Source organism: Paenibacillus sabinae T27, from assembly GCF_000612505.1.
Lineage (GTDB): Bacteria > Bacillota > Bacilli > Paenibacillales > Paenibacillaceae > Paenibacillus_AQ > Paenibacillus_AQ sabinae.
This window is the reverse complement of the sequence record NZ_CP004078.1, coordinates 4,751,064-4,771,206: the sequence shown is the minus strand read 5'-3', so window position 1 is coordinate 4,771,206 and position 20,143 is coordinate 4,751,064. Positions and strand designations below refer to the sequence as shown.

14 protein-coding genes and 1 pseudogene are annotated in these 20,143 nt (G+C 47.1%); 14 read left to right on the top strand and 1 reads right to left on the bottom strand.

The genetic code is table 11. The annotated features are described in order from the left end of the window. The first annotated feature begins 90 nt into the window (after positions 1–90). From PSAB_RS22090 to PSAB_RS22080, 3 genes are all read left to right on the top strand, one after another. Positions 91–2,670 carry a U32 family peptidase gene (locus PSAB_RS22090; RefSeq protein WP_025336732.1) on the top strand — a complete coding sequence of 860 codons (2,580 nt, stop codon included), beginning with the start codon at positions 91–93 and terminating at the stop codon, positions 2,668–2,670. Positions 2,671–3,007: 337 nt separating this feature from the next. Further along, positions 3,008–3,898: a UTP--glucose-1-phosphate uridylyltransferase GalU gene (galU, locus tag PSAB_RS22085; RefSeq protein ID WP_025336731.1), complete on the top strand. Its 891-nt coding sequence runs from the start codon at positions 3,008–3,010 to the stop codon at positions 3,896–3,898. Positions 3,899–4,045: 147 nt separating this feature from the next. Beyond that, a complete protein-coding gene (locus PSAB_RS22080) occupies positions 4,046–5,146 on the top strand; it encodes a glycerol dehydrogenase (RefSeq protein WP_420835615.1) in 1,101 nt (366 codons plus the stop codon). A 111-nt stretch (positions 5,147–5,257) separates the two neighbouring features. Here the strand turns inward: PSAB_RS22080 and PSAB_RS22075 are convergent, their stop codons facing one another. Further along, positions 5,258–7,717, bottom strand: a complete 2,460-nt coding sequence (locus PSAB_RS22075) for an O-antigen ligase family protein (RefSeq protein ID WP_025336729.1) — start codon at positions 7,715–7,717, stop codon at positions 5,258–5,260. 173 nt (positions 7,718–7,890) lie between these two features. Between PSAB_RS22075 and PSAB_RS22070 the strand changes: the two genes are divergently transcribed. The 11 genes and pseudogenes from PSAB_RS22070 (at position 7,891) to PSAB_RS22020 (ending at position 20,123) form a co-directional block, all read left to right on the top strand. Then, positions 7,891–8,676 (top strand): ABC transporter permease, encoded by a 786-nt coding sequence (locus PSAB_RS22070; protein WP_025336728.1) that lies wholly within the window; start codon positions 7,891–7,893, stop codon positions 8,674–8,676. Continuing rightward, entirely contained in the window at positions 8,666–9,928 is a 1,263-nt protein-coding gene (locus PSAB_RS22065; protein ID WP_025336727.1) for an ABC transporter ATP-binding protein, read from the top strand. Before PSAB_RS22070 ends, PSAB_RS22065 begins: the two co-directional genes overlap by 11 nt. Then, positions 9,928–10,527, top strand: a pseudogene (locus PSAB_RS26275) (class I SAM-dependent methyltransferase); the annotation flags it as partial. The gene PSAB_RS22065 and the pseudogene PSAB_RS26275, both read left to right, overlap by 1 nt. Before the next feature lie 584 nt (positions 10,528–11,111). Continuing rightward, positions 11,112–12,023: a glycosyltransferase family 2 protein gene (locus PSAB_RS22055; RefSeq protein ID WP_025336725.1), complete on the top strand. Its 912-nt coding sequence runs from the start codon at positions 11,112–11,114 to the stop codon at positions 12,021–12,023. Positions 12,024–12,034: 11 nt separating this feature from the next. Then, complete coding sequence (locus PSAB_RS22050) at positions 12,035–13,975, top strand: HAD family hydrolase (RefSeq protein ID WP_025336724.1); 1,941 nt, start codon at positions 12,035–12,037, stop codon at positions 13,973–13,975. Positions 13,976–14,235: 260 nt separating this feature from the next. Beyond that, complete coding sequence (rfbB, locus tag PSAB_RS22045; RefSeq protein WP_025336723.1) at positions 14,236–15,258, top strand: dTDP-glucose 4,6-dehydratase; 1,023 nt, start codon at positions 14,236–14,238, stop codon at positions 15,256–15,258. Next, positions 15,258–16,127, top strand: coding sequence for a dTDP-4-dehydrorhamnose reductase (gene rfbD, locus PSAB_RS22040; protein ID WP_025336722.1), 870 nt, complete (start codon positions 15,258–15,260; stop codon positions 16,125–16,127). Before rfbB ends, rfbD begins: the two co-directional genes overlap by 1 nt. A 193-nt stretch (positions 16,128–16,320) precedes the next feature. Further along, complete coding sequence (locus tag PSAB_RS22035) at positions 16,321–17,349, top strand: glycosyltransferase family 2 protein (RefSeq protein ID WP_025336721.1); 1,029 nt, start codon at positions 16,321–16,323, stop codon at positions 17,347–17,349. Beyond that, positions 17,349–17,666 (top strand): chorismate mutase, encoded by a 318-nt coding sequence (locus PSAB_RS22030; RefSeq protein WP_226991844.1) that lies wholly within the window; start codon positions 17,349–17,351, stop codon positions 17,664–17,666. Before PSAB_RS22035 ends, PSAB_RS22030 begins: the two co-directional genes overlap by 1 nt. A gap of 106 nt (positions 17,667–17,772) precedes the next feature. Next, positions 17,773–18,720, top strand: coding sequence for a glycosyltransferase family 2 protein (locus PSAB_RS22025; protein WP_025336719.1), 948 nt, complete (start codon positions 17,773–17,775; stop codon positions 18,718–18,720). After that, positions 18,717–20,123 carry an undecaprenyl-phosphate glucose phosphotransferase gene (locus tag PSAB_RS22020; protein ID WP_025336718.1) on the top strand — a complete coding sequence of 469 codons (1,407 nt, stop codon included), beginning with the start codon at positions 18,717–18,719 and terminating at the stop codon, positions 20,121–20,123. The genes PSAB_RS22025 and PSAB_RS22020 overlap by 4 nt, the downstream gene beginning before the upstream one ends. Positions 20,124–20,143 lie beyond the last annotated feature (20 nt).

Sequence of the window (20,143 nt, the reverse complement as noted above, 5' to 3'; positions counted from 1 at the left end):
AATTCTATGATGATGGATTCAATCACTTTGATATCCGGCTCTGACTATTAATGATATAGACCCGTCCCTCGGACGGTTGGGAGGATATAGATGAAAGAACGGGATATACGCAGGGAAGACGTGGAGCTGCTCGCTCCGGCGGGCGACTGGGACTGCATGCGGGCAGCGGTGGCGAATGGGGCGGACGCCGTCTATTTCGGCGTAGAGAAATTCAACGCCCGGGCAAGAGCGAATAATTTTCGGATGGACGAGCTGCCGGAAATCATGGCCTTTTTGCACAGCTATGGGGTTAAAGGGTTTTTGACGTTCAATATTCTGGTGTTCGAAAATGAATTGGAGGATGCCCGGGAATTAATTGAGGCCTGTGTCGACGCCGGCGTGGATGCGGTCATTGTGCAGGATCTCGGGCTGGTGAAGCTGATCCGCGAGATTTCGCCGGATTTTCCAATTCACGGATCAACGCAGATGACGATTACTTCGCCGGAGGCGGTGGAATTCACCAAGCCGTTCGAGATGGAACGCGTCGTTCTGGGCCGGGAAAACAATCTCAAGCAGATCCGCACGATAGGCGATCAGGCCCGTCTGCCGATGGAAGTGTTCGTGCACGGCGCGCTGTGCGTCTCTTATTCGGGCCAATGCCTGACCTCGGAGATGTGGGGCGGACGTTCCGCCAACCGTGGCGAATGCGCGCAGGCCTGCCGGCTTCCGTACGACCTCGTCGTGGACGGCGAGGTAAAGCCGATGGGCGATATCGCCTATCTGCTGTCCCCAAAGGATTTGGCGGCGATCGAGCTTATTCCGGAGCTGATTGAAGCGGGCGTGACTTCCTTCAAAATCGAAGGACGGATGAAGAGTCCCGAATATGTGGCGAATGTGGTCGGCAAGTACAGCAAGGCGCTTAAGCGTCATTTCGATGGAAAATGGTCGGCACCCTCCAAGGAAGAAATGCGGGAGCTGCAGCAGAGCTTCTCACGGGGCTTCACCCACGGCTTTCTGGAAGGGACGAACAACAAAAAGCTGGTGGACGGCACCTTCCCCAAAAGCCGAGGCGTCTACCTTGGCACAGTGGAGCAAATTCTGCGCGATGGTGTGGTCTGCCGGATTGAAGCGCCGGTCAAGCGCGGCGACGGCATTGTGTTCGATGCGGGCGATCCCACGAAAAAAGAGGAAGGCGGCCGCATCTACGATTTGCGCCGCAAGGGCGTGAAGCTCGAGGGCGAAGCGCAGGAAGGCTGGATCGTCGATATTATCCCGGGACGCAGCGACGTCAACCTTGGCCGCCTGCATGTCGGAGACCGCATCTGGAAGACGAACGACCCGGCGCTGGACAAGGCGCTGCGCCAGACGTTTGAGACGGAGAAGCCGTACCGGGTATTCCCGGTCCACGTCAAAGCGGCGGGCCGTGCGGGCGAGCCGCTCTCCACCTGGTGGACCGACGTGCAGAAGGGCGTTACCGTCCGCGTCGACTCCGAGCTTGTGCTGGAGACGGCGAACAAGCGACCGATGGATGCCGCGCTGCTCGAAGAGCAATTCGGCCGCCTCGGCGGCACGATCTTCCAGCTCGAGCGGCTGGACGCCGCCCTCGAAGGCGGCGTCATCGTGCCGATGCGCGAGCTGAACAGCATCCGCCGCCGCGCGGTGGAGCAGCTTGCGGGCGAGCGCCCGAAGCCGCCCGTATACGTGAAACGGGCGGTGGAGGTGTACGGCGACGCAGCGAAGCTCGGCGCCGGAAGCGCCGTCCCGGCACGGCCGGACGGCGTGGGAACAGCCGCCCCGCTCGGAGCGGGCGGCGCCTTTGTAAGCGGCGGTGACGCGCAGCTCACCGCGCTGTGCCGCAGCCTGCCGCAGGTGCAGGCTGCCCTGAAGGCCGGCGTAACGTTCATTTACGCCGACTTCGAATTCATCAAGCAGTTCCCGGCAGCGGTGGAGGCCGTTCGGGCAGCGGGCGCGAGAATCGCGCTGGCGACGCCGCGCATCCATATGCCCGGAGAGAACGGCTACCATGCCAACATCCTGCGCCTCCAGCCCGATGCGGTGCTGGTGCGCAATACCGGCGCGCTGTATTATTACCTGCGCCGCCGGCAGGAAGAGCCGGATGCTGTGCATCCGCAGCTCATCGGCGATTTCTCGCTGAACATCGCCAACCACAAAACGGTTGACCTGTTCCTTGAAGCCGGCTGCGATCTGGTAACGCCGTCGTATGATCTGAATATCCAGCAGATGGTCGATCTGCTGCGGCGGACCCGCACTTCGCAGCTGGAAGTCGTCATTCACCAGCATTTGCCGATGTATCATACGGAGCACTGTGTCTACTGCACCTTTATGAGCGAAGGGACCGACTTTACAAACTGCGGCCGTCCCTGCGAGAGCCATCGGGCTTCCCTGCAGGACCGGATCGGCATGTCCCATCCCGTCCGTGTGGATGAAGGCTGCCGCAACACCGTTTACAACGCGATCGAGCAGTCCGGTGCGGAGTATCTGAACAATTTCCGTGAACTTGGCGTATCGACTTTCCGCGTAGAGTTTCTGGAAGAGACGCCCGAGCAGGTAGCCGAGGTCATTGACCTGTACAGTAAGGCGCTGCGCGGCGAAATTTCCGGGACCCAGGTGTGGAAGACGCTCAAAGCGACCAACCAGCTTGGCGTTACCCGGGGACAGCTCGTCAAGTAACTCGTGAAGTAATTGGAACAGAACACTTCGCCAAAAGGTCCGCATGCACCTCAAACGTTCTACAGCTCCCGCCATCTTGGCGGGGGCTTTTAAAATTTGATAGTGTCATACCTTAAATAGCCTTATATGATCTACGAGAATAATACTTCGCCCTCTGCAAAGACGCTTCCAGACATTTTTTCTTGCGTGTTTTCCCCATCGTTTTTCCATTCTTTTGCATGACCAATCTGACAATATACCCATGAAGCTGATATAATAGTAGTATAACAACCGATCTTACATCCTAATGAATGCGTTCTACATAATGGAATCTAACTTTACTCAAAGGAGCCAGACTATGACTAAAATTCGCAAAGCTATTATTCCGGCCGCCGGTCTCGGTACCCGCTTCCTGCCCGCCACCAAGGCGATGCCCAAGGAGATGCTGCCGATTGTGGACAAGCCCACCATCCAGTACATTGTGGAAGAGGCCGTCGCTTCCGGCATCGAAGATATCATTATCGTAACCGGCAAGGGCAAACGGGCAATCGAGGACCATTTCGACAATTCCTTCGAGCTGGAATTCAATCTGGCCGAGAAACAGAAATGGGAACTGCTGAATTCCGTCCGCAAATCGTCCGAAATGGCAGACATCCACTATATCCGGCAAAAAGAGCCCAAAGGTCTCGGACACGCCATCTGGTGCGCGCGTAAATTTATCGGCAACGAGCCTTTTGCCGTACTGCTGGGTGATGATATTGTCGAGTCGGACAAACCCTGCCTGAAGCAAATGATCGAGGTCTTTGACCAATATAAATCGTCCATCGTAGGCGTACAGCCGGTGCCGTGGGAAGAGGTTTCCCGTTACGGCGTTGTCGACGGAACAGAGCTGGCGGAGCGGGTGTACAAAGCGAACCGGCTTGTCGAGAAGCCGAAGAAAGAAGAGGCGCCTTCCAACCTGGCTATCCTTGGCCGGTACATTTTGACTCCGCGCATCTTTGATATGCTGGGTGAGCAGCAGGCGGGAGTAGGCGGCGAAATTCAGCTGACTGATGCCATTGCGCGTCTCAGCGAGGTGGAGCGCATTTTGGCCTTCCATTTTGAGGGACACCGGCATGACGTCGGCGAGAAGATGGGCTTTATCCAAACGACGATCCATTATGCGCTGCAGCATGAGGAACTCAGGGAAGATCTGCTTGTCTATCTTAAAGGTCTGATTGAACAAGAAGCTTCAAAGACCATATCGTAATCATATCTTTATTAAATAAAAACGGTGCACGTTTATCGTACCTGTCTACAGCACAGAAATGGCAGTTTCGGGAGATCGCCCGAGCTGCCATTTTTAGTGTTTTACCTGTGTAATTTAGTTGATTGGCTATTAAATTAATGAGTAGGAGTGGGTACATTGACCAGAAGCATCCTGTCACCGGCCAAGTATATTCAAGGCAGGGGAGAAATCCGCCATCTTCCCCGTTATTGCGCCGATCTGGGCGCCGACAAAGCTTACATCATCGCAGATTCGTTCGTACTTTCGCATTACGAGAAGGAAATCACCGGGGGCTTTCAAGAAGGGGATGTATCCTGTGTTCTGCTTCCTTTTGCCGGAGAATGTACCATGAAGGAAGTGGAGCGGATCGCCCTAGCGGCCAAGGATTCAGAAGCGGATGTCATTATAGGGATTGGCGGAGGGAAGGTACTGGACGTAGCCAAAGCGGTCGGCTTCTACAGCCACCTGCCACTGATCGTCGCGCCAACCGTTGCTTCGACCGACGCGCCGTGCAGCGCTCTGTCCGTCCTCTATACGGAAGACGGCCGTCTGGATAAGTACTTGTATCTGCGAAGCAATCCGGACAGAGTTGTGGTCGATACGGAGCTTGTTGCAGGGGCGCCTGTCCGCCTGCTGGTCGCCGGCATGGGTGACGCGCTATCGACGTACTACGAGGCGCGGGCCTGCCGGCGATCTGCCGAAAGCCGTGGCCAGGATAAAAGCGCCATCGGCGCTTATGCCCTTGCGCAGGCCTGTCGGGATACGCTGCTGGCCGATGGGGCACAGGCGAAACGGGATGCGGAGAACGGCATCCTCACCGAAGCCGTGGAGAACATCATCGAAGCCAATATCTACCTCAGCGGCATTGGCTTCGAGAGCGGTGGGCTTGCCGCCGCCCATGCCATTCATAACGCCATGACGCAGCTGGAAGAGACACGCCCGGTTCTGCATGGAGAAAAAGTCGCCTTCGGAACGATTGTACAGCTTGTGCTGGAAAAGGCCGAGCCTTCCGAAATCGCAGAAGCCCTGGCCTTCTGCCAAAGCGTCGGCTTGCCGACCACCTTGCGGCAGTTGAATCTGGATGCGGCTGACCAATCGAAGCTGCGGCTTGTTGCCGAGGCGAGCTGTGCTCCTCAGGAGCCGATGAGCAATATGCCTTTTGAGGTGAAGCTAGAAGACGTCTTGACTGCCCTGGTGGAAGCCGATCGGTTGGGGCAGTCTATTATTTAGCCCACAACCTCTTGTTCACTTTTGAACAAAAAAAGAGCGCAGCGGTTTCCCGCTTGCGCTCCTTTTTACTTTGCAGATCTTAAATAATGGTCCAGCCTGCTACCCTCTATATTAATACTGGGCTGCTACAATTTCATCAATCTTTGCTTTTTCCCCGGCATCGGCTTGAACCAGCTTGTCATAAACTGCTTGATCCTGCTGTCCTGCCTTTTGTAAAGCCGCCAGATAAAAGCGGGCAGTCTCGCGATTAGTCGCATCATTATAATTGTCGTTTAATCCCTGTTTCAGGGTGGCAGCGGCATCGGCCGTTTTGCCCGACATGAGCTGCATTTTTCCTGCGCTAAGAGCGATCAAAGGCGTCACCGAGAACGGACGGCCCTGCATCTGTCCTGGCGGCAGTGTCTTAAGGTGCTCGACACCCGCGACCACATGCTCATAAGCAGCTAAACCGGTTTGGAAGTATTGCTGTTCCTTGGCGCTGTCCTTCTGCTGGTACGCTTGATTGCCAAGATCGAACGAACGGCTGATGAGCGGTTCATACCACTCAATATCCCAGTTATACTTGTCCGCGTTATCCCGGTAGACAGCGTAAGCTTCTTCGGATTTTCCTTCCAGATCATACAAAGCAATTAACTGCTTCAGCATCTGCTTATTGTACGGCTCATCCTTAAGTCCGCGGGTCAGCACGGCGAGAGATTCCGCCGCAAATTGTTCGTTCTTGTTCTGGCTGTAAACCTGGTTGTCCATCGAGGCGAGAATGATCACAGATTCCGGATGACTGGGACGGTTTTTAAGCGCCTTGATCAGCGGAGCCTTGATTTCTTCATAGGACTGGCTTGTCTGCACAATCGCCTTGGCATCCGCAGCAGCACTGGCGGAACCAATATAGCGGAGCGATACAAATAGAATGGCCGCCGCCCCAATACACGCCAAAGCCATATAGCTCAAGCGCAGGCCGGAAGCGTTCCATTTTACCTGGAGCGGTTTAGCATCCATAACGGCCGCCATCCCCGCTAGCCCGATGAACACAAGCAGGCCCATAAAGGCGTAACTCATATTAAAGTCAAGAATACTGTGAAGCAGAATCGAGAGCGTGATAATAAGGAAGAAGAATCCATTCTCGTAATCATCCTTATCCTTTTGCTTGATAAATCCTTTGATATATTTGTAGAACACAAACAGGATAAAGCCCATAAATACAATGAAGCCCAGAATACCTACTTCAATTAAATATTGCAGGAAGAAGTTATGCGCCTGTCGGCTCGTGTACGGATTGTTCTGATACTGCTCATAGAGAGCGGCCCAACCGCCGCCACCAGCGCCGAGAATCGGATGATCCTTGGCTACCTTGAGCGCATCCTTGTAAAAGGTGAAACGCTCCAGTACGCTGTGCTGCTGGAAGTTGATGTTTTCAAGACGGGTTTCAATATTGTCCGGCAAAATGCTGCGGACGCTCGTCCCGATCAGCAGGAAGGCGGCCACTGCCACCAGCACCGTTGCACCGATCGGCAGCCACAGATTGGCGAACCTGCGGTCCGCCCAGCTCTCAAGAGTCCCTTCCAGCTTAGGAGCGACAAAACGCTGCACCGCCCAGCACAGAACTGCTGTAACGACTGAGGCTATCAGCAGGTAAGCCCAGCCTTTTACAGCCGCCGAAGCGTCGGGTACAGCGCTAAGACGTTGGCCGATGGTGGTGACCGGACTGGTTACCGCCAACGAGGCGATTCCCGCGATAATCAGATGGATAATCCACAAAATCTGCCGTGCCGGCTTCTGGAACAGCAGCAGGAGCACGAACACCACCGGCAGCATGACAAGCCCGCCCCGCGAAAGCGTCAGCAGCAGCGACACAATGATCGGAACGAGCATGAAGCCGTTGATCAGCGTGCCGTAGGCTTTTTTCGAGCGGATCAGCGCAAAAATCGCCACGAACAAAAAGGCCATCAGGAACGCGGCATATGTATTGGCATACTGGAAAATCGAAGTCAGACGCAGGCCGTTGGAGTCGGTCATCACCGCGTCCAGATATTTTCCGTTTTTCACCGTATTCGAGAACCAGCCGACCAGACCTCCGGCAACATTCCATGCGCCGAGCCAGTTGAACAGGCCGAACCAGACAATCAGATATGCTACTGTCAATACGGCGTTTTGTATGATAACATTAACTTGTTTTTGTCGAAGGAGGTAGAGACTTACAATGAAGAAGGCGGCGTACATGCTCTGAATCAGCAGCATATTCATCGCCATATAGTGCGACACAGCGACAAACAGCGACAGGAAGTACGTCAGAGGAAGCAGCAGCACGGCTACCGCCAGCAGATCCCGCTGGTCCTCCAATTTAAACCTCTTATAGTAGAGGCCAAACCAGCCGATGAGTATCAGACTCCCGAGCAATGCCGAGATATAAATCGGTTTCTCAAAATCCGTCTGCTGCCCATTAAATAATCCCACTTGAAACGGGGTCCAAATCAAAAATACAATAAAACCAATTACCAACACCCACAGCGATTCGGGTATTTTTTCGGCATTTCTCGACTGAGCCGCCTTTTTACCGTATACTGGATTAGCCAACTTTTTAATCTCCTTTTCCTGTAGATACGACAATATTTTAGCATACAGGCTATCAATATGAAATTATTTAATATCTATAAATAATAACTGATGAACCTTACAGAGAATTTAGATAGGAGAATCTTTGGGTTTACTTAACTAACTTTTATATGAAATGAGGCGTGAATTTTAAAATGAATAAAGCTTCGAATTATAATAGCTTGATGTACCAATTGACGAAAAGAGAAATACTAAGCAGATATAAAGGATCATATTTTGGTCTCCTCTGGTATATTATTCAGCCACTCTTAATGTTGGGTGTATATACATTTGTATTTAGTACTGTGTTTAAGTCACGCTGGGGAGTTGTACAAACAAGTAACTTAGAGTACTCGCTAATATTATTTGCTGGTATAACTACATACAATATATTTGCAGATGTTGTAAACCGAGCGGCTACTTTGATTATTAATAATCAAAATTACGTTAAAAAAGTAGTATTTCCTTTAAGCATACTTTCGCCTGTAACATTACTCTCATCTTTGTTTTTTAATGGAATCAGTTATTTGATTTTGATACTAGGGGTATTATTTATTAAGGGAACCATATATTGGACGGTATTATTTTTACCTTTAGTGCTGCTGCCTATTTTTTTTCTATCACTTGGTCTTTCTTGGTTTATAAGTTCTTTGGGCGTTTTTTTCAGGGATATGAATCAAATAATCAACGTACTATTTACCGCGCTTATGTTTTTAAGCCCGGTTTTCTACCCGGTTTCATCGGTTCCTAAACAAATGCAGGTATTGTATCACTATAATCCGATCAGTTATGTTATTGAAGATGTGCGAAATGTTGTTTTGTGGGGGAGGCTACCCGACTTTGCATTGATGGTTAAAGGGATTTTAATCTCATTAATTATTCTTGTTTTAGGCTATCTTTGCTTCAAAAAAACGAAAGGCGGATTTGCAGATGTCCTCTGATTTAGCGATAGAAGTTAAAAGTTTAGAAAAAGTATATAGAATATACGATAAGCCACAAGATCGGTTCAATCAGTTCTTCTTTGGGAAATATAAGAATTTCTATACTGAATTCTCTGCTCTTAAGGATGTTTCCTTTAACGTAAGAAAGGGTCAAACCATTGCCATAATAGGGAAGAATGGTTCTGGGAAAAGTACGGTTCTACAAATCATTGCTGGTACTTTAAATGCAACATCTGGAGAGTGTAAGGTAAATGGAAAAGTAGCTGCCTTGCTAGAATTAGGTAGTGGATTTAATCCGGAATTTTCAGGTGTGGACAATGTATTCCTTTACGGATCTATACTTGGGATTTCTAGGGAAGAGATGAATGAGAAATTTTCAAGTATAAAAGATTTTGCAGATATCGGGGACTTTATAAACCAACCTGTAAAGACATACTCCAGCGGTATGTATGCGAGATTAGCGTTTTCTGTGGCAATCCATGTTGATCCTCAAATACTCATTGTAGATGAGGCACTAAGCGTAGGAGATGTTTTTTTTCAACAAAAATGTAATATCTATATGAAAGAAAAGATGAAAGAGGCAACCAAAATTTTGGTAACCCACGATATGAGCACAGTTGCAAAGATGGCTGATTATGTAATCGTATTGGAAAAAGGTCGAATCGTATATGAAGGTAATCCTTTAAAAGCAATTGAGTTTTATATTAAATCTCTTCACAATGAAGTATTTCAATATAACTCCGAGGCTTCAACATCATTTAAAATTAACCATAGCGAATGGAATTCTGTTTCTGAAAAGGACTTATCAGGAGCGATGAACGCCAGGATTAAGAGCTATAATTTTAAGGTCAATAACGAACAATATAAAGGATACATTACAAAAGGCGATTTATTAGAGGTTTCCTTCTTATTTGAAACTAATAGAAAAATGGGTCAAATGATTTATGGGTATTTGGTTAACGACAAATACGGTAATAGCGTATTTGGTGAGAACACACTTAGTTCCGAAATAGTTATATATGAAGTGGATATTGGATTGCATGAAGTGAAATTTGCTGTTGTTTGGCCTGAAATAAGGGAGGGGACTTATACGGTTACATTAGGAATAGGCGAAGGCGATCATGAATTTAATCATGTTATTCAGTGCTGGGCTCATAATATTATATCTCTTAATAATGTTAATCCCAATATAACAATCCATGGTCTTTTCAATAATAAAATAATTGAAGTGGCCGCTAGGAGAGTAAAATGATGCAGGAATGGATTATTAGTGAACCGGTTTTTGAATCTGACTCTATAAATGATATGTTGCTATCCCCTTGGGGAGGACATAGAAATTTCGCTTATGACCTTACAAATTTTATGAAACCATCAATTATTGTAGAACTTGGTTCTCATTTAGGAGGCTCTTTTTTTTCTTTTTGCCAAAGTGTGAAAAACTCAGCATTATCTACAAAATTATATGCTGTTGACACATGGCAAGGTGATGAACATGCTGGCTTTTACGATGAAAAGGTTTTTGAATTGTTTAAGAAAATTATTAGTGCTGTCTATGGAAATGAAAATATTAACATGATTCGAAAACTTTTTGATGATGCGGTGAAGGATTTTGAAGATGATTCGGTCGACATCCTTCATATTGATGGTTTTCATAGCTATGAAGCTATCTCGCACGACTATTATACTTGGATTTCAAAAGTTGCTGCCAATGGTATCGTGCTATTTCACGATATTGCAAAAGATACTGGATATGAGGCATATAAATTTTGGGATGAGATTAAAGTACAATTTCCATCATTAGAATTTTCGCACAATTGGGGACTTGGAATCCTATTCCCTAAAGGTGATAGTTATTATAAAACCATGGTGGAAAATAATATAAAAGATAAGTTGAAAATATATGAGTTTAAAGCAAAACATATGATTGATTCCAAAAGACTGAAAATCGACTTATCTTGGCAAAAGGAACAAACCGATAAGTGGTGGCAAGAAGCACAAAATTATAAGTGTCAAGTAGATACACAAAATGAACAACTTAAATGGCAAAAAGAACAAACGGACTACTGGTGGTCAGAATTTATTGCTGAAAAAAAGAAAAGTACAAAATTGCTTGAAGATTTAAAATGGCAAGAAGATCAAACAACTAACTGGTGGGGAAAAGCAGAAGGGTTTCAAATAGACCTAAAATGGCAAAAAGCACAAACGGATAAATGGTGGGCAAAAGCGGAAGAGTTACAAAGGGACTTGATTTGGCAAAAAGAACAGACGGATAAGTGGTGGGAATCGTATATTAAAAGTTTGGAAATGTCTGAGGGTTTAGAGCGAGAAAAGGAAGAATATCAATATCTTCTCTCAGAAAAAACAAAATTGATAAATAACATGAGAAATCCATTGTTTTATACAAAGTATATTATTAACTCCAGGGGGAAAAAATCTTGAAATTCGCTAAAGTTGCAGTTATCACAAGAACTAAAAATCGAAACATCTTGCTGAAAAGAGCCATTGAAAGTGTCATTAATCAATCTTTTTCCGACTGGGTCATGGTGATTGTTAATGATGGAGGAGATAAAAACAAAGTTGAAGATTTGGTTTCTAATTATGCTGAAAAAAAATCAGGGAAAATAGTTGTTGTTCATAATGAGGAATCCAAAGGGATGGAAGCCGCTTCAAACATAGGCATTAGATCAGTTGATAGTACTTATGTGGTTATTCATGATGATGATGATTCATGGCAACCAGATTTCCTTAACAAAACAGTTGCGTGTTTGGAAAATGTATCAGTAAAAAGTATAAAAGGCGCTGTAACTTATAGTACGAGGTATATTGAGACAATATCTGGTGATAAAGTACATGTGAAATATACTGAGCCATTCAATACATGGCTTGATTCCATTACGTTGTATCGAATGGCAGCAGGAAATGTGTTTCCTCCCATTTCTTTTATTTTCCGAAGAGAAGTTTTGGATGAAATTGGATATTTTAGAGAGGATCTCCCTGTATTGGGAGATTGGGACTTTCACCTTCGATTCTTAAGCAAGTATGATATTTTTTTAATAAAAGAATGTTTGGCTAACTATCATCACCGTTTAGAAGTTCGTAGCGGAGAGTACTCAAATTCAGTCATCGGAGGTTACGACAAACACATCTTCTATGATACTTTATTGAAAAATGAACTTCTTAGAAAAGACTTGGAAAACAATAGAGTTGGGTTGGGATTTTTGGTTAATATCGGCAAAAGCTTCGAGGTGATCCATGCTCAAATTGGACCTATTGAAGTCTTAGCTAATAAAGTGAAAAGTAACGAAAAACTAAAAAGAATCGCTAAATTTTTCCTTAGAACACGTTAAGGGGAATACAAATGAATCATTTAGAGCTTATAGAAAAAATAAAACGAGTTAAAGTTGTGTCGTTCGATATCTTTGATACTTTGATTCTAAGGAAAATTGAAAAACCGATCCATGTTTTTGAATTAATTGAGAATTTTTGTGAAAAGGCCAAAGAGACCCATGTTGAAGAATTCGCTTTAAAAAGACAACAGGCTGAAAAAGCGGCTAGAGATAATGTTTGGATGAAGGAACGTCGTACCGAAGTCACTATTGATGAAATCTATCAAGAGTTTCAGCAAGAGACGAACAAACCTCATTCAGTTTGCGAGGCTCTAAAAGACTTGGAACTGAATTTTGAAAAGCTGTTATGCACTAAAAACGAATATATGTACGAAGTTTATAATGAGTGTTTGAAATTAAATAAATCTATTATTATTACTTCGGATATGTACCTTACACATTCCTTCATTAAAGGTTTGTTAACAGAAAACGGATATAAGGATTATAGTAAGATATATCTCTCCTCAGAGCTAAAAATCACCAAAGCTACAGGTGAGTTATATAGTTATATAATACAGGATTTGAAAATCAAACCTGATGAAATTCTGCATATTGGTGATAATTATCATGCTGATATCGAGGAAGCTCAAAAAAAGGGGATTGTTACACACTATTACCCTAAATGCTTGGATCAAAACAAAAAGTTAAGTGTATTTCAGGATGAAAATTCTATTGAAACCAATATATTAAAAGGGCTTATTAATAATAAATTGTTTTCAAGTCGAAAGGGTGAAGCAAGTTATGACTTTTGGTATTATTTTGGATACGAAAATGTCGGTCTTATATATTTGTCGTTCATCCAATGGCTCTATGCAAATTTGAAACAAAACGACATAGAAGCTGTATTCTTCCTTTCAAGAGATGGATTCATTATGAAAAAGGTTTTTGAATTGATGGGTATGAACCAAGAATTCTCTTCAAAATATCTTTACGCTTCCAGAAGAGCACTTAATTTTGCTTCGATAAAAGCAATTGATGAGGACTCTCTCAATTTCTTGGTCAGCGGAACAAGTAGATTGAAAGTAAAAGAGTTCCTCCAACGTATTGGATTGAATGAGTTTGAATACAGAGAGAGAATTACAAAAGTCGGCTTTCCAAATGAGGACCATATTGTTGATAGTGGAGAAGACTACGCAAAATTAAGAGACTTATATGCTTCCCTTAGTGAAGTTATAGCAGATAAGGCTACTAAGGAAAGAGAGTTGTTAATAGAATATCTTAGGCAAGAAGAGTTTTTTGATTATAAAAAGATTGCAATTGTTGATATAGGATGGCATGGTTCAATGCAATTTTCTCTTGAAAAGATGATCGAAGATGTACCTGATAAGCCAGAGATTTTTGGTTATTATTTTGGGACGTATGAGCAGGCTCAGCGATATATAGATCAGGGATTAAAATTGCAAGGTTACTTGTGCGACTTAGGCCAGCCTGATGAGTATTATAAAACAATTAAGTTGTGTGTTGAGGTATTCGAGTTTATTTTTGGAGCGCCTCATGGAAGTGTTATTAACTTTTATAGAGATCAAGGATATATCAAACCTACACTTGAGAGTACTGACATGGACCAGGAGAAAAATGAAAAGCTTATAGCAGTTCAAAATGGGGCGCTAGATTTTGTAAAAGAAATAGAACCACTGGTTAAAGAGTCTAGCCTCATTTTGGATATAAAAACAGCAATCCGCCCTTTACAGAAAATTTTATCTAAACCATCTATAGAAGAGGCTGTACGTCTCGGAGATCTCGTACATGCCGAGGGCTTTGGGGAAATTTATGTAAAACGTTATGTAGCCAAGCCTTCTACAAGAATTTCTTTGTTATTTAACCCTGCCAAATTGGTGAAAGAGTACAGGAACAGTTTTTGGAAAGCGGGGTATCTTAAGAGGTTGACAGCACTGAATAATAAGGAAAGCTAAAGCTTGTAGTGAGGAAGCAGCGACATATCATTAAAGTAATTAATGGCACAAATATTCTTTTGAGTATTATCACTTATACATGGACATATTTATTCTATGCTTCCTTTTATAGGGGATAATTACAAATGGAAGATGTAGGGCATTATGTTGATTGCAACTAGATAGATCCGTCTGCTGACAAGATAATTTATAAATTCATTCTCAATCAGAGTACTCATGCATACTATGGTTTATGGTAAGTAAATAAGAGGTGGTCACTCATGAAACTCCTCATCACCGGCGGAGCCGGCTTTATTGGCAGCAATTTTGTTATGTATATGCTTCAGCAGCATCCGGATTACCAAATCGTTAATGTGGATGCTCTAACGTATGCGGGAAACCTGGAGAATTTGCAATCGGTGGAGAATCATCCGAAATACGCGTTTGTAAAAGCGGACATTACGGATGTCCAAGCGATGGATGCTTTGATTGGCGACGGCGTCGACGTGGTCGTTAACTTTGCGGCGGAGTCGCATGTGGACCGGAGTATTTTGGAGCCGGATGTGTTTGTGAAGACGAATGTGCTGGGGACTCAGGTGCTGCTGGACGCGGCAAAAAAACATAAAGTCACCAAGTTTGTGCAGGTATCAACCGACGAGGTGTATGGTACGCTTGGAGCGACCGGTCTGTTCACGGAAGAGACGCCGCTGACGCCGAACAGTCCTTATTCCGCCAGCAAGGCTGGCGGCGATCTGCTGGTGCGCGCCTATCATGAAACCTTCGGTCTGCCGGTTAATATTACACGCTGCTCAAACAACTATGGCCCTTACCAGTTCCCGGAGAAGCTTATTCCGCTGATGATCTCCCGCGCTTTGGCTGACGGGGCGCTGCCTGTATATGGCGACGGCCTGAACATTCGCGATTGGCTCTATGTGGAGGATCATTGCAGTGCGATCGATCTGGTCATTCACAAAGGTGTGCTGGGCGAAGTGTACAACATTGGGGGCAATAATGAGCGGACGAACGTGCACATCGTCAAGACGATTTTGCAGGAGCTGGGCAAGCCGGAATCGCTGATCACGTATGTGCAGGACCGTCCGGGGCATGACCGCCGCTATGGCATTGACTCAACGAAGATCATGAACGAGCTGGGCTGGAAGCCAAAGCATACGTTTGAGACGGGTATTAAAGAAACGATTCAGTGGTATTTGAACAATAAAGAATGGTGGACTCGCATCCAATCCGGTGAATATCAGAAGTATGCCGAAAAACAGTATGGCAGCCGCTTGGGGGATGCTCTGTAATGGCGGGTAAGGTTCTTGTAACGGGAGCAACGGGACAACTCGGACAGGATGTAGTGAAGCTGCTGGAAAAACAGGGGCATGAGGTTCTGGCCTGCGACCGGCAGGAGATGGACATTACCGATCTCGATCAGTGCAGCAAGGTCATTGGTGAATTTGGCCCTGAAGCCATTATTCACTGCGCCGCGCATACGGCGGTTGACGCCGCAGAGACCGATATTGATGCTGCCTATTTGATCAATGCTGTGGGCACGCGTAATGTCGTAGTTGCAGCAGAAAAGGTCGGTGCGAAATTGGTCTATATCAGCACGGATTATGTGTTCGACGGGCAAGGAAGCCAGCCTTATCATGAATACGACAATACCGATCCCAAGAGTATCTACGGCAAGTCCAAACGAGCCGGGGAAATTCTGGTGCAGACCTTGTCGTCCAAGTATTTTATCGTGCGCACCTCGTGGGTGTATGGAAAGTATGGGAATAATTTCGTCAAAACGATGTTGAAATTTGGTCAGGAAAAACCGGTGCTGCAGGTCGTGGATGACCAAAAGGGATCACCAACGTATACGGTGGATTTGGCGAATTTCCTGCTGGAATTGATCGGAACTGAAAAGTATGGCATTTACCATGCCTCCAATACTGAGGTTTGTACGTGGTATGAGTTTACCCAGGCGATTTTTGCCGAGGCCGAAGAGATTCTGGGACTCAAGTTTACCGCTAAGCTGGAGCCGTGTACGACGGAACAGTTTCTGCGCCCCGCTCCGCGTCCTCGCAATTCGGCGATGGAGCATTTATCGATCCGGACGAACGGTTTTAAGGATCTACGGCCATGGCGGGAAGGTCTTAAGGCATTTTTGGCTGAACTGCGGGATTAGTTTAAGGAAGCTTAGAACTCTCGGTCTGCAAGTCAGGCCGGGAGTTTTTTGCTAGAACATGAGATTAATAAGCTTTGGGCTTACCGCGTGGACCTTATTTCGATGAGAGGACGCAGCGGAGTGTCGAATAAATGCCGCTCGTCGGCCGTTTCTTTTTATTTAAGGATCATTCGTTTTCCTTTATAATGGCCTTATGAACAACAAAACCGTAAGCATACATATCGTTACCTATAACAGCGAAGAGGACATTATCGATTGCCTGGAAGCTGTGTTTCATCAAGACTATCCTATTCAAAAAATCATTGTGGTGGATAATGCCTCAAGCGACCATACAGTGGAGCGTATCCAATCCCGGTATAAAGCAGACGTCTGGCACGAAATAAGGGGCGATCGGATGGCGGGAACGGACCGGGCAACAATGCCGGTTAGCCATGACGAACAGCTGCCATTTCCGCTCCTCCTCCTACAAAATCCCTCCAACACCGGCTTCGCGCCCGCCCATAACCAGGCGATTGCTGCGAGCAATGCTGATTATGTCCTGGTGCTGAACCCTGACGTTGTGCTGGCGCCGGACTATGTGTCCAGGCTGGTTGCCCGGATGGAAGCCGATCCCGGAATCGGCAGCGCTACCGGCAAGCTGCTGTTCAAGGCGGATCCGGGGACGGTGGACAGCACGGGGCTGCGGATGAACAAGGCCCGGAGGGCCTTTGACCGGGGAGCGGGCGAGCCGGCGGAGCATTGGACCGACCCTAGCGAAGTGTTCGGCGTATCGGGTGCAGCGGCGATGTATTCGAGGCGAATGATCGAGGCGGTCAGCGTGGACGGCGAGTTTTTTGACGCGGATTTTTTTGCCTATAAGGAAGATGTCGATGTGGCGTGGCGGGCGCGGCTGCTGGGCTGGAAAGCGTATTACGACGCGGATGCGATTGGGTATCATGAACGGGGCTGGAAAGCATCGGGCCGCAGCGGGAAGCCGCTGTTTATCCGGCGGATTTCTTATATCAACCGGTATAAGATGATTGTTAAGAATGAACCGATACGAACCTTGCCGAAGACGATATTACTGTCTCTGCCTTACGAAATCGCCGTCCACGCATATATGCTGCTTAAGGAGCCAGGCGTATTGAAGGCATGGGGGAGTTTTTTTAAAGAATGGGGTTCGCTGAGAAGAAAAAGAAAATGGGTTCAGGAGAGCGTGAAATGCGGAGGGGGAAAAGTGTGATGAAATCCTGCGGCAGCATCGAAGAGGTAAGAGCTAATATAGACAGGCTGGACAGGGAGATTGTGGCGCTGCTGTGCGAGAGGCATCTGTACGTAAATCAAGCGGCCTCATTCAAAAAGGATGCCGAAGCCGTCAAGGCTCCGCAGCGTGTAGAGCAGTTAATTAACAAAGTACGGACGACAGCTGCGGAGCATGGCGGCGATCCAGATGTTATAGAGCAAATCTATCGCGGCATTGTATCGACATTTATTGAGCATGAACTGCGGCTTCATCGAGAACGGACCCGCGAGCAGACCTGCAATCCCGAGAATGAATAAGTAAATAGATGAATCTTACTGAAAGCCTCCCTTATTTAGGGAGGTTTTATGCTATAATATTGTCGATAGATTACTATTTTTGTCTGGAGCGTAAGCAAAAGTGAATATCGATGCCAGCATCATCATTGTCAATTACAATACGTGCCGCCTGACAGTCGATTGTCTGCAGTCGGTCTATGACTCGGAAACCCAATATGCCTATGAAATTATTGTGATCGACAATCATTCTTCTGACGGATCGGTGGAAGTCATAAGGGAGCGGTTCCCGCAGGTGAAGTTGATTGCCAACCAGGAGAACACCGGATTTGCGCGGGCCAATAACCAGGGAATGAATATTGCCGCGGGCAGATATATTTTACTGTTGAATTCGGATACGTTGGTGCAGCAGGACACGCTTGAAACGATGATTGCCTTGATGGACCGGCGGCCGGAGCTTGGGGCTTCGGGGTGCAAGGTGATTTTGCCGGATGGAAGTCTGGATAAGGCGTGCAAACGGGGATTTCCGACCCCGGCGGCTTCCTTCTATTATGCGTTCGGATTCAGCAAGCTGTTCCCTGACAGCCCGCGTTTCAACGGCTATCAACTCGGTTATCTTGACCCTGATAAGGAATACGAGGTCGATTGTCTGGTCGGGGCGTTCATGCTGGTAAGACGGGAAACGATCGAGCAGATCGGGGGACTGGACGAAACCTTTTTTATGTATGGTGAGGATCTGGATTGGTGTTACCGGATCAAGGAAGCCGGCTGGAAGATTTATTATTATCCCAAAGCTTTCATTGTGCATCTGAAGGGCGGCAGCGCACGGCGGAGACCGCTCAAGATCATCTACGAGTTCCATCGCGCTATGATTGTCTTTCATCGTAAGCATTACAGCAGGCAATATTCTTTTGCGGTCAATGGGGCGGTATCCGCCGGGGTGGCGCTCAAGTTCGCCGCGGCGCTTCTACGGAATGCCTTGACAGCCCCGCGCCGGAAGCGGGAGCCTGTGCCAAGTCTTTCGACCGCGGGCAGCTCCGGCAAGAGTTCCGAATCCAATGCTGAGGTGAGATTATGATTCGCCGCAACCAGCGATTTTTGACCCAGCTTTATATGGTCGCTGACTTTATTATCATTCAGGCTGCGTTTTTGCTCGCCTGGTGGCTGAAATTCAAGAGCGACTGGATGCCTTACGAGAGCCATATGCCGGCTGAATCTTATGCCTACTGGAGCTTAATCTACGGCGGAATCGCCGTTCTGCTCGGTATTCTGCTCACCCTGTATATGCCGAAACGGAAGAAGCGGTTCGCGGATGAGTTCCTGAAGATTTTTCAGGTACACATTATGGGCATCTTCATCCTGCTGGGCCTGATGTATTTTGTAAGAGAAATCGACATTTCCCGCCAATACTTGTCCATTTATATCGGCTTCATCATGCTCTCTACCATGCTGTACCGGTACGTGATGAAGAAGATGCTGAAGTCCTTCCGGGAAAAAGGGCTGAACCGCCAATTTGTGCTCATTCTCGGGGCGGGAACGCTGGGCAGAAGAATTTATGATAATCTCGCGAATTACCCCGAGCTCGGTTATGAGATTATCGGCTTTCTGGACGATTACCAAGTATGGGATACGCTGGAGTCCAGGCGCTATAAACCGATTCTCGGAAAGCTTGACGAACTGCCAAAGATGCTGGAGACGATGCTGGTCGACGAGGTGGTTCTCGCTCTGCCGCTTGATGCGCATCACAAGTTTTCCGCCATTATCGCTGCCTGTGAACGGGCAGGGGTTCGAACGCTGATCATTCCGGATTTCTTCGACTACCTGCCTGCGCGTCCGTACTTCGATAATTTTGCGGGAATGCCAATGATCAATGTGCGTGATATCCCGCTGGACATGACGGCCAACCGGTTGGCCAAGCGGATGTTCGATATTGTATTCTCGCTCTTCGCTATTGTGGTCATGAGTCCGGTCATGCTGATTGTGGCACTAGGAGTGAGAATGACCTCGCCGGGGCCCATCGTTTTCCGGCAGGAACGGGTCGGCCTCAACCGCCGAACGTTCACGATGTATAAGTTCCGATCGATGAAAATGCAGCGGGACGGCGAGGAGGACACGGGGTGGAGCACGGAGCGTGATCCGCGGCGAACCCGGTTCGGGACATTCATCCGCAAGACGAGCCTGGATGAGCTTCCGCAGTTCTTTAATGTGCTGATGGGACATATGAGCGTAGTCGGCCCGCGGCCGGAGCGCCCTTATTATGTGGAGCAGTTCAAAGAAGAAATTCCAAAGTACATGGTCAAGCATCATGTGCGTCCCGGGATTACCGGCTGGGCGCAGAGCAACGGTCTGCGCGGCGATACCTCGATCGAAGACCGGATCAAGCATGATATTTTCTATATTGAGAATTGGTCGCTGCTGTTCGATATCCGGATTATTTTCAAGACGATTCGCAACGGTTTTATCAATAAGAACGCTTATTAATAAGGCTATCATACATCCCG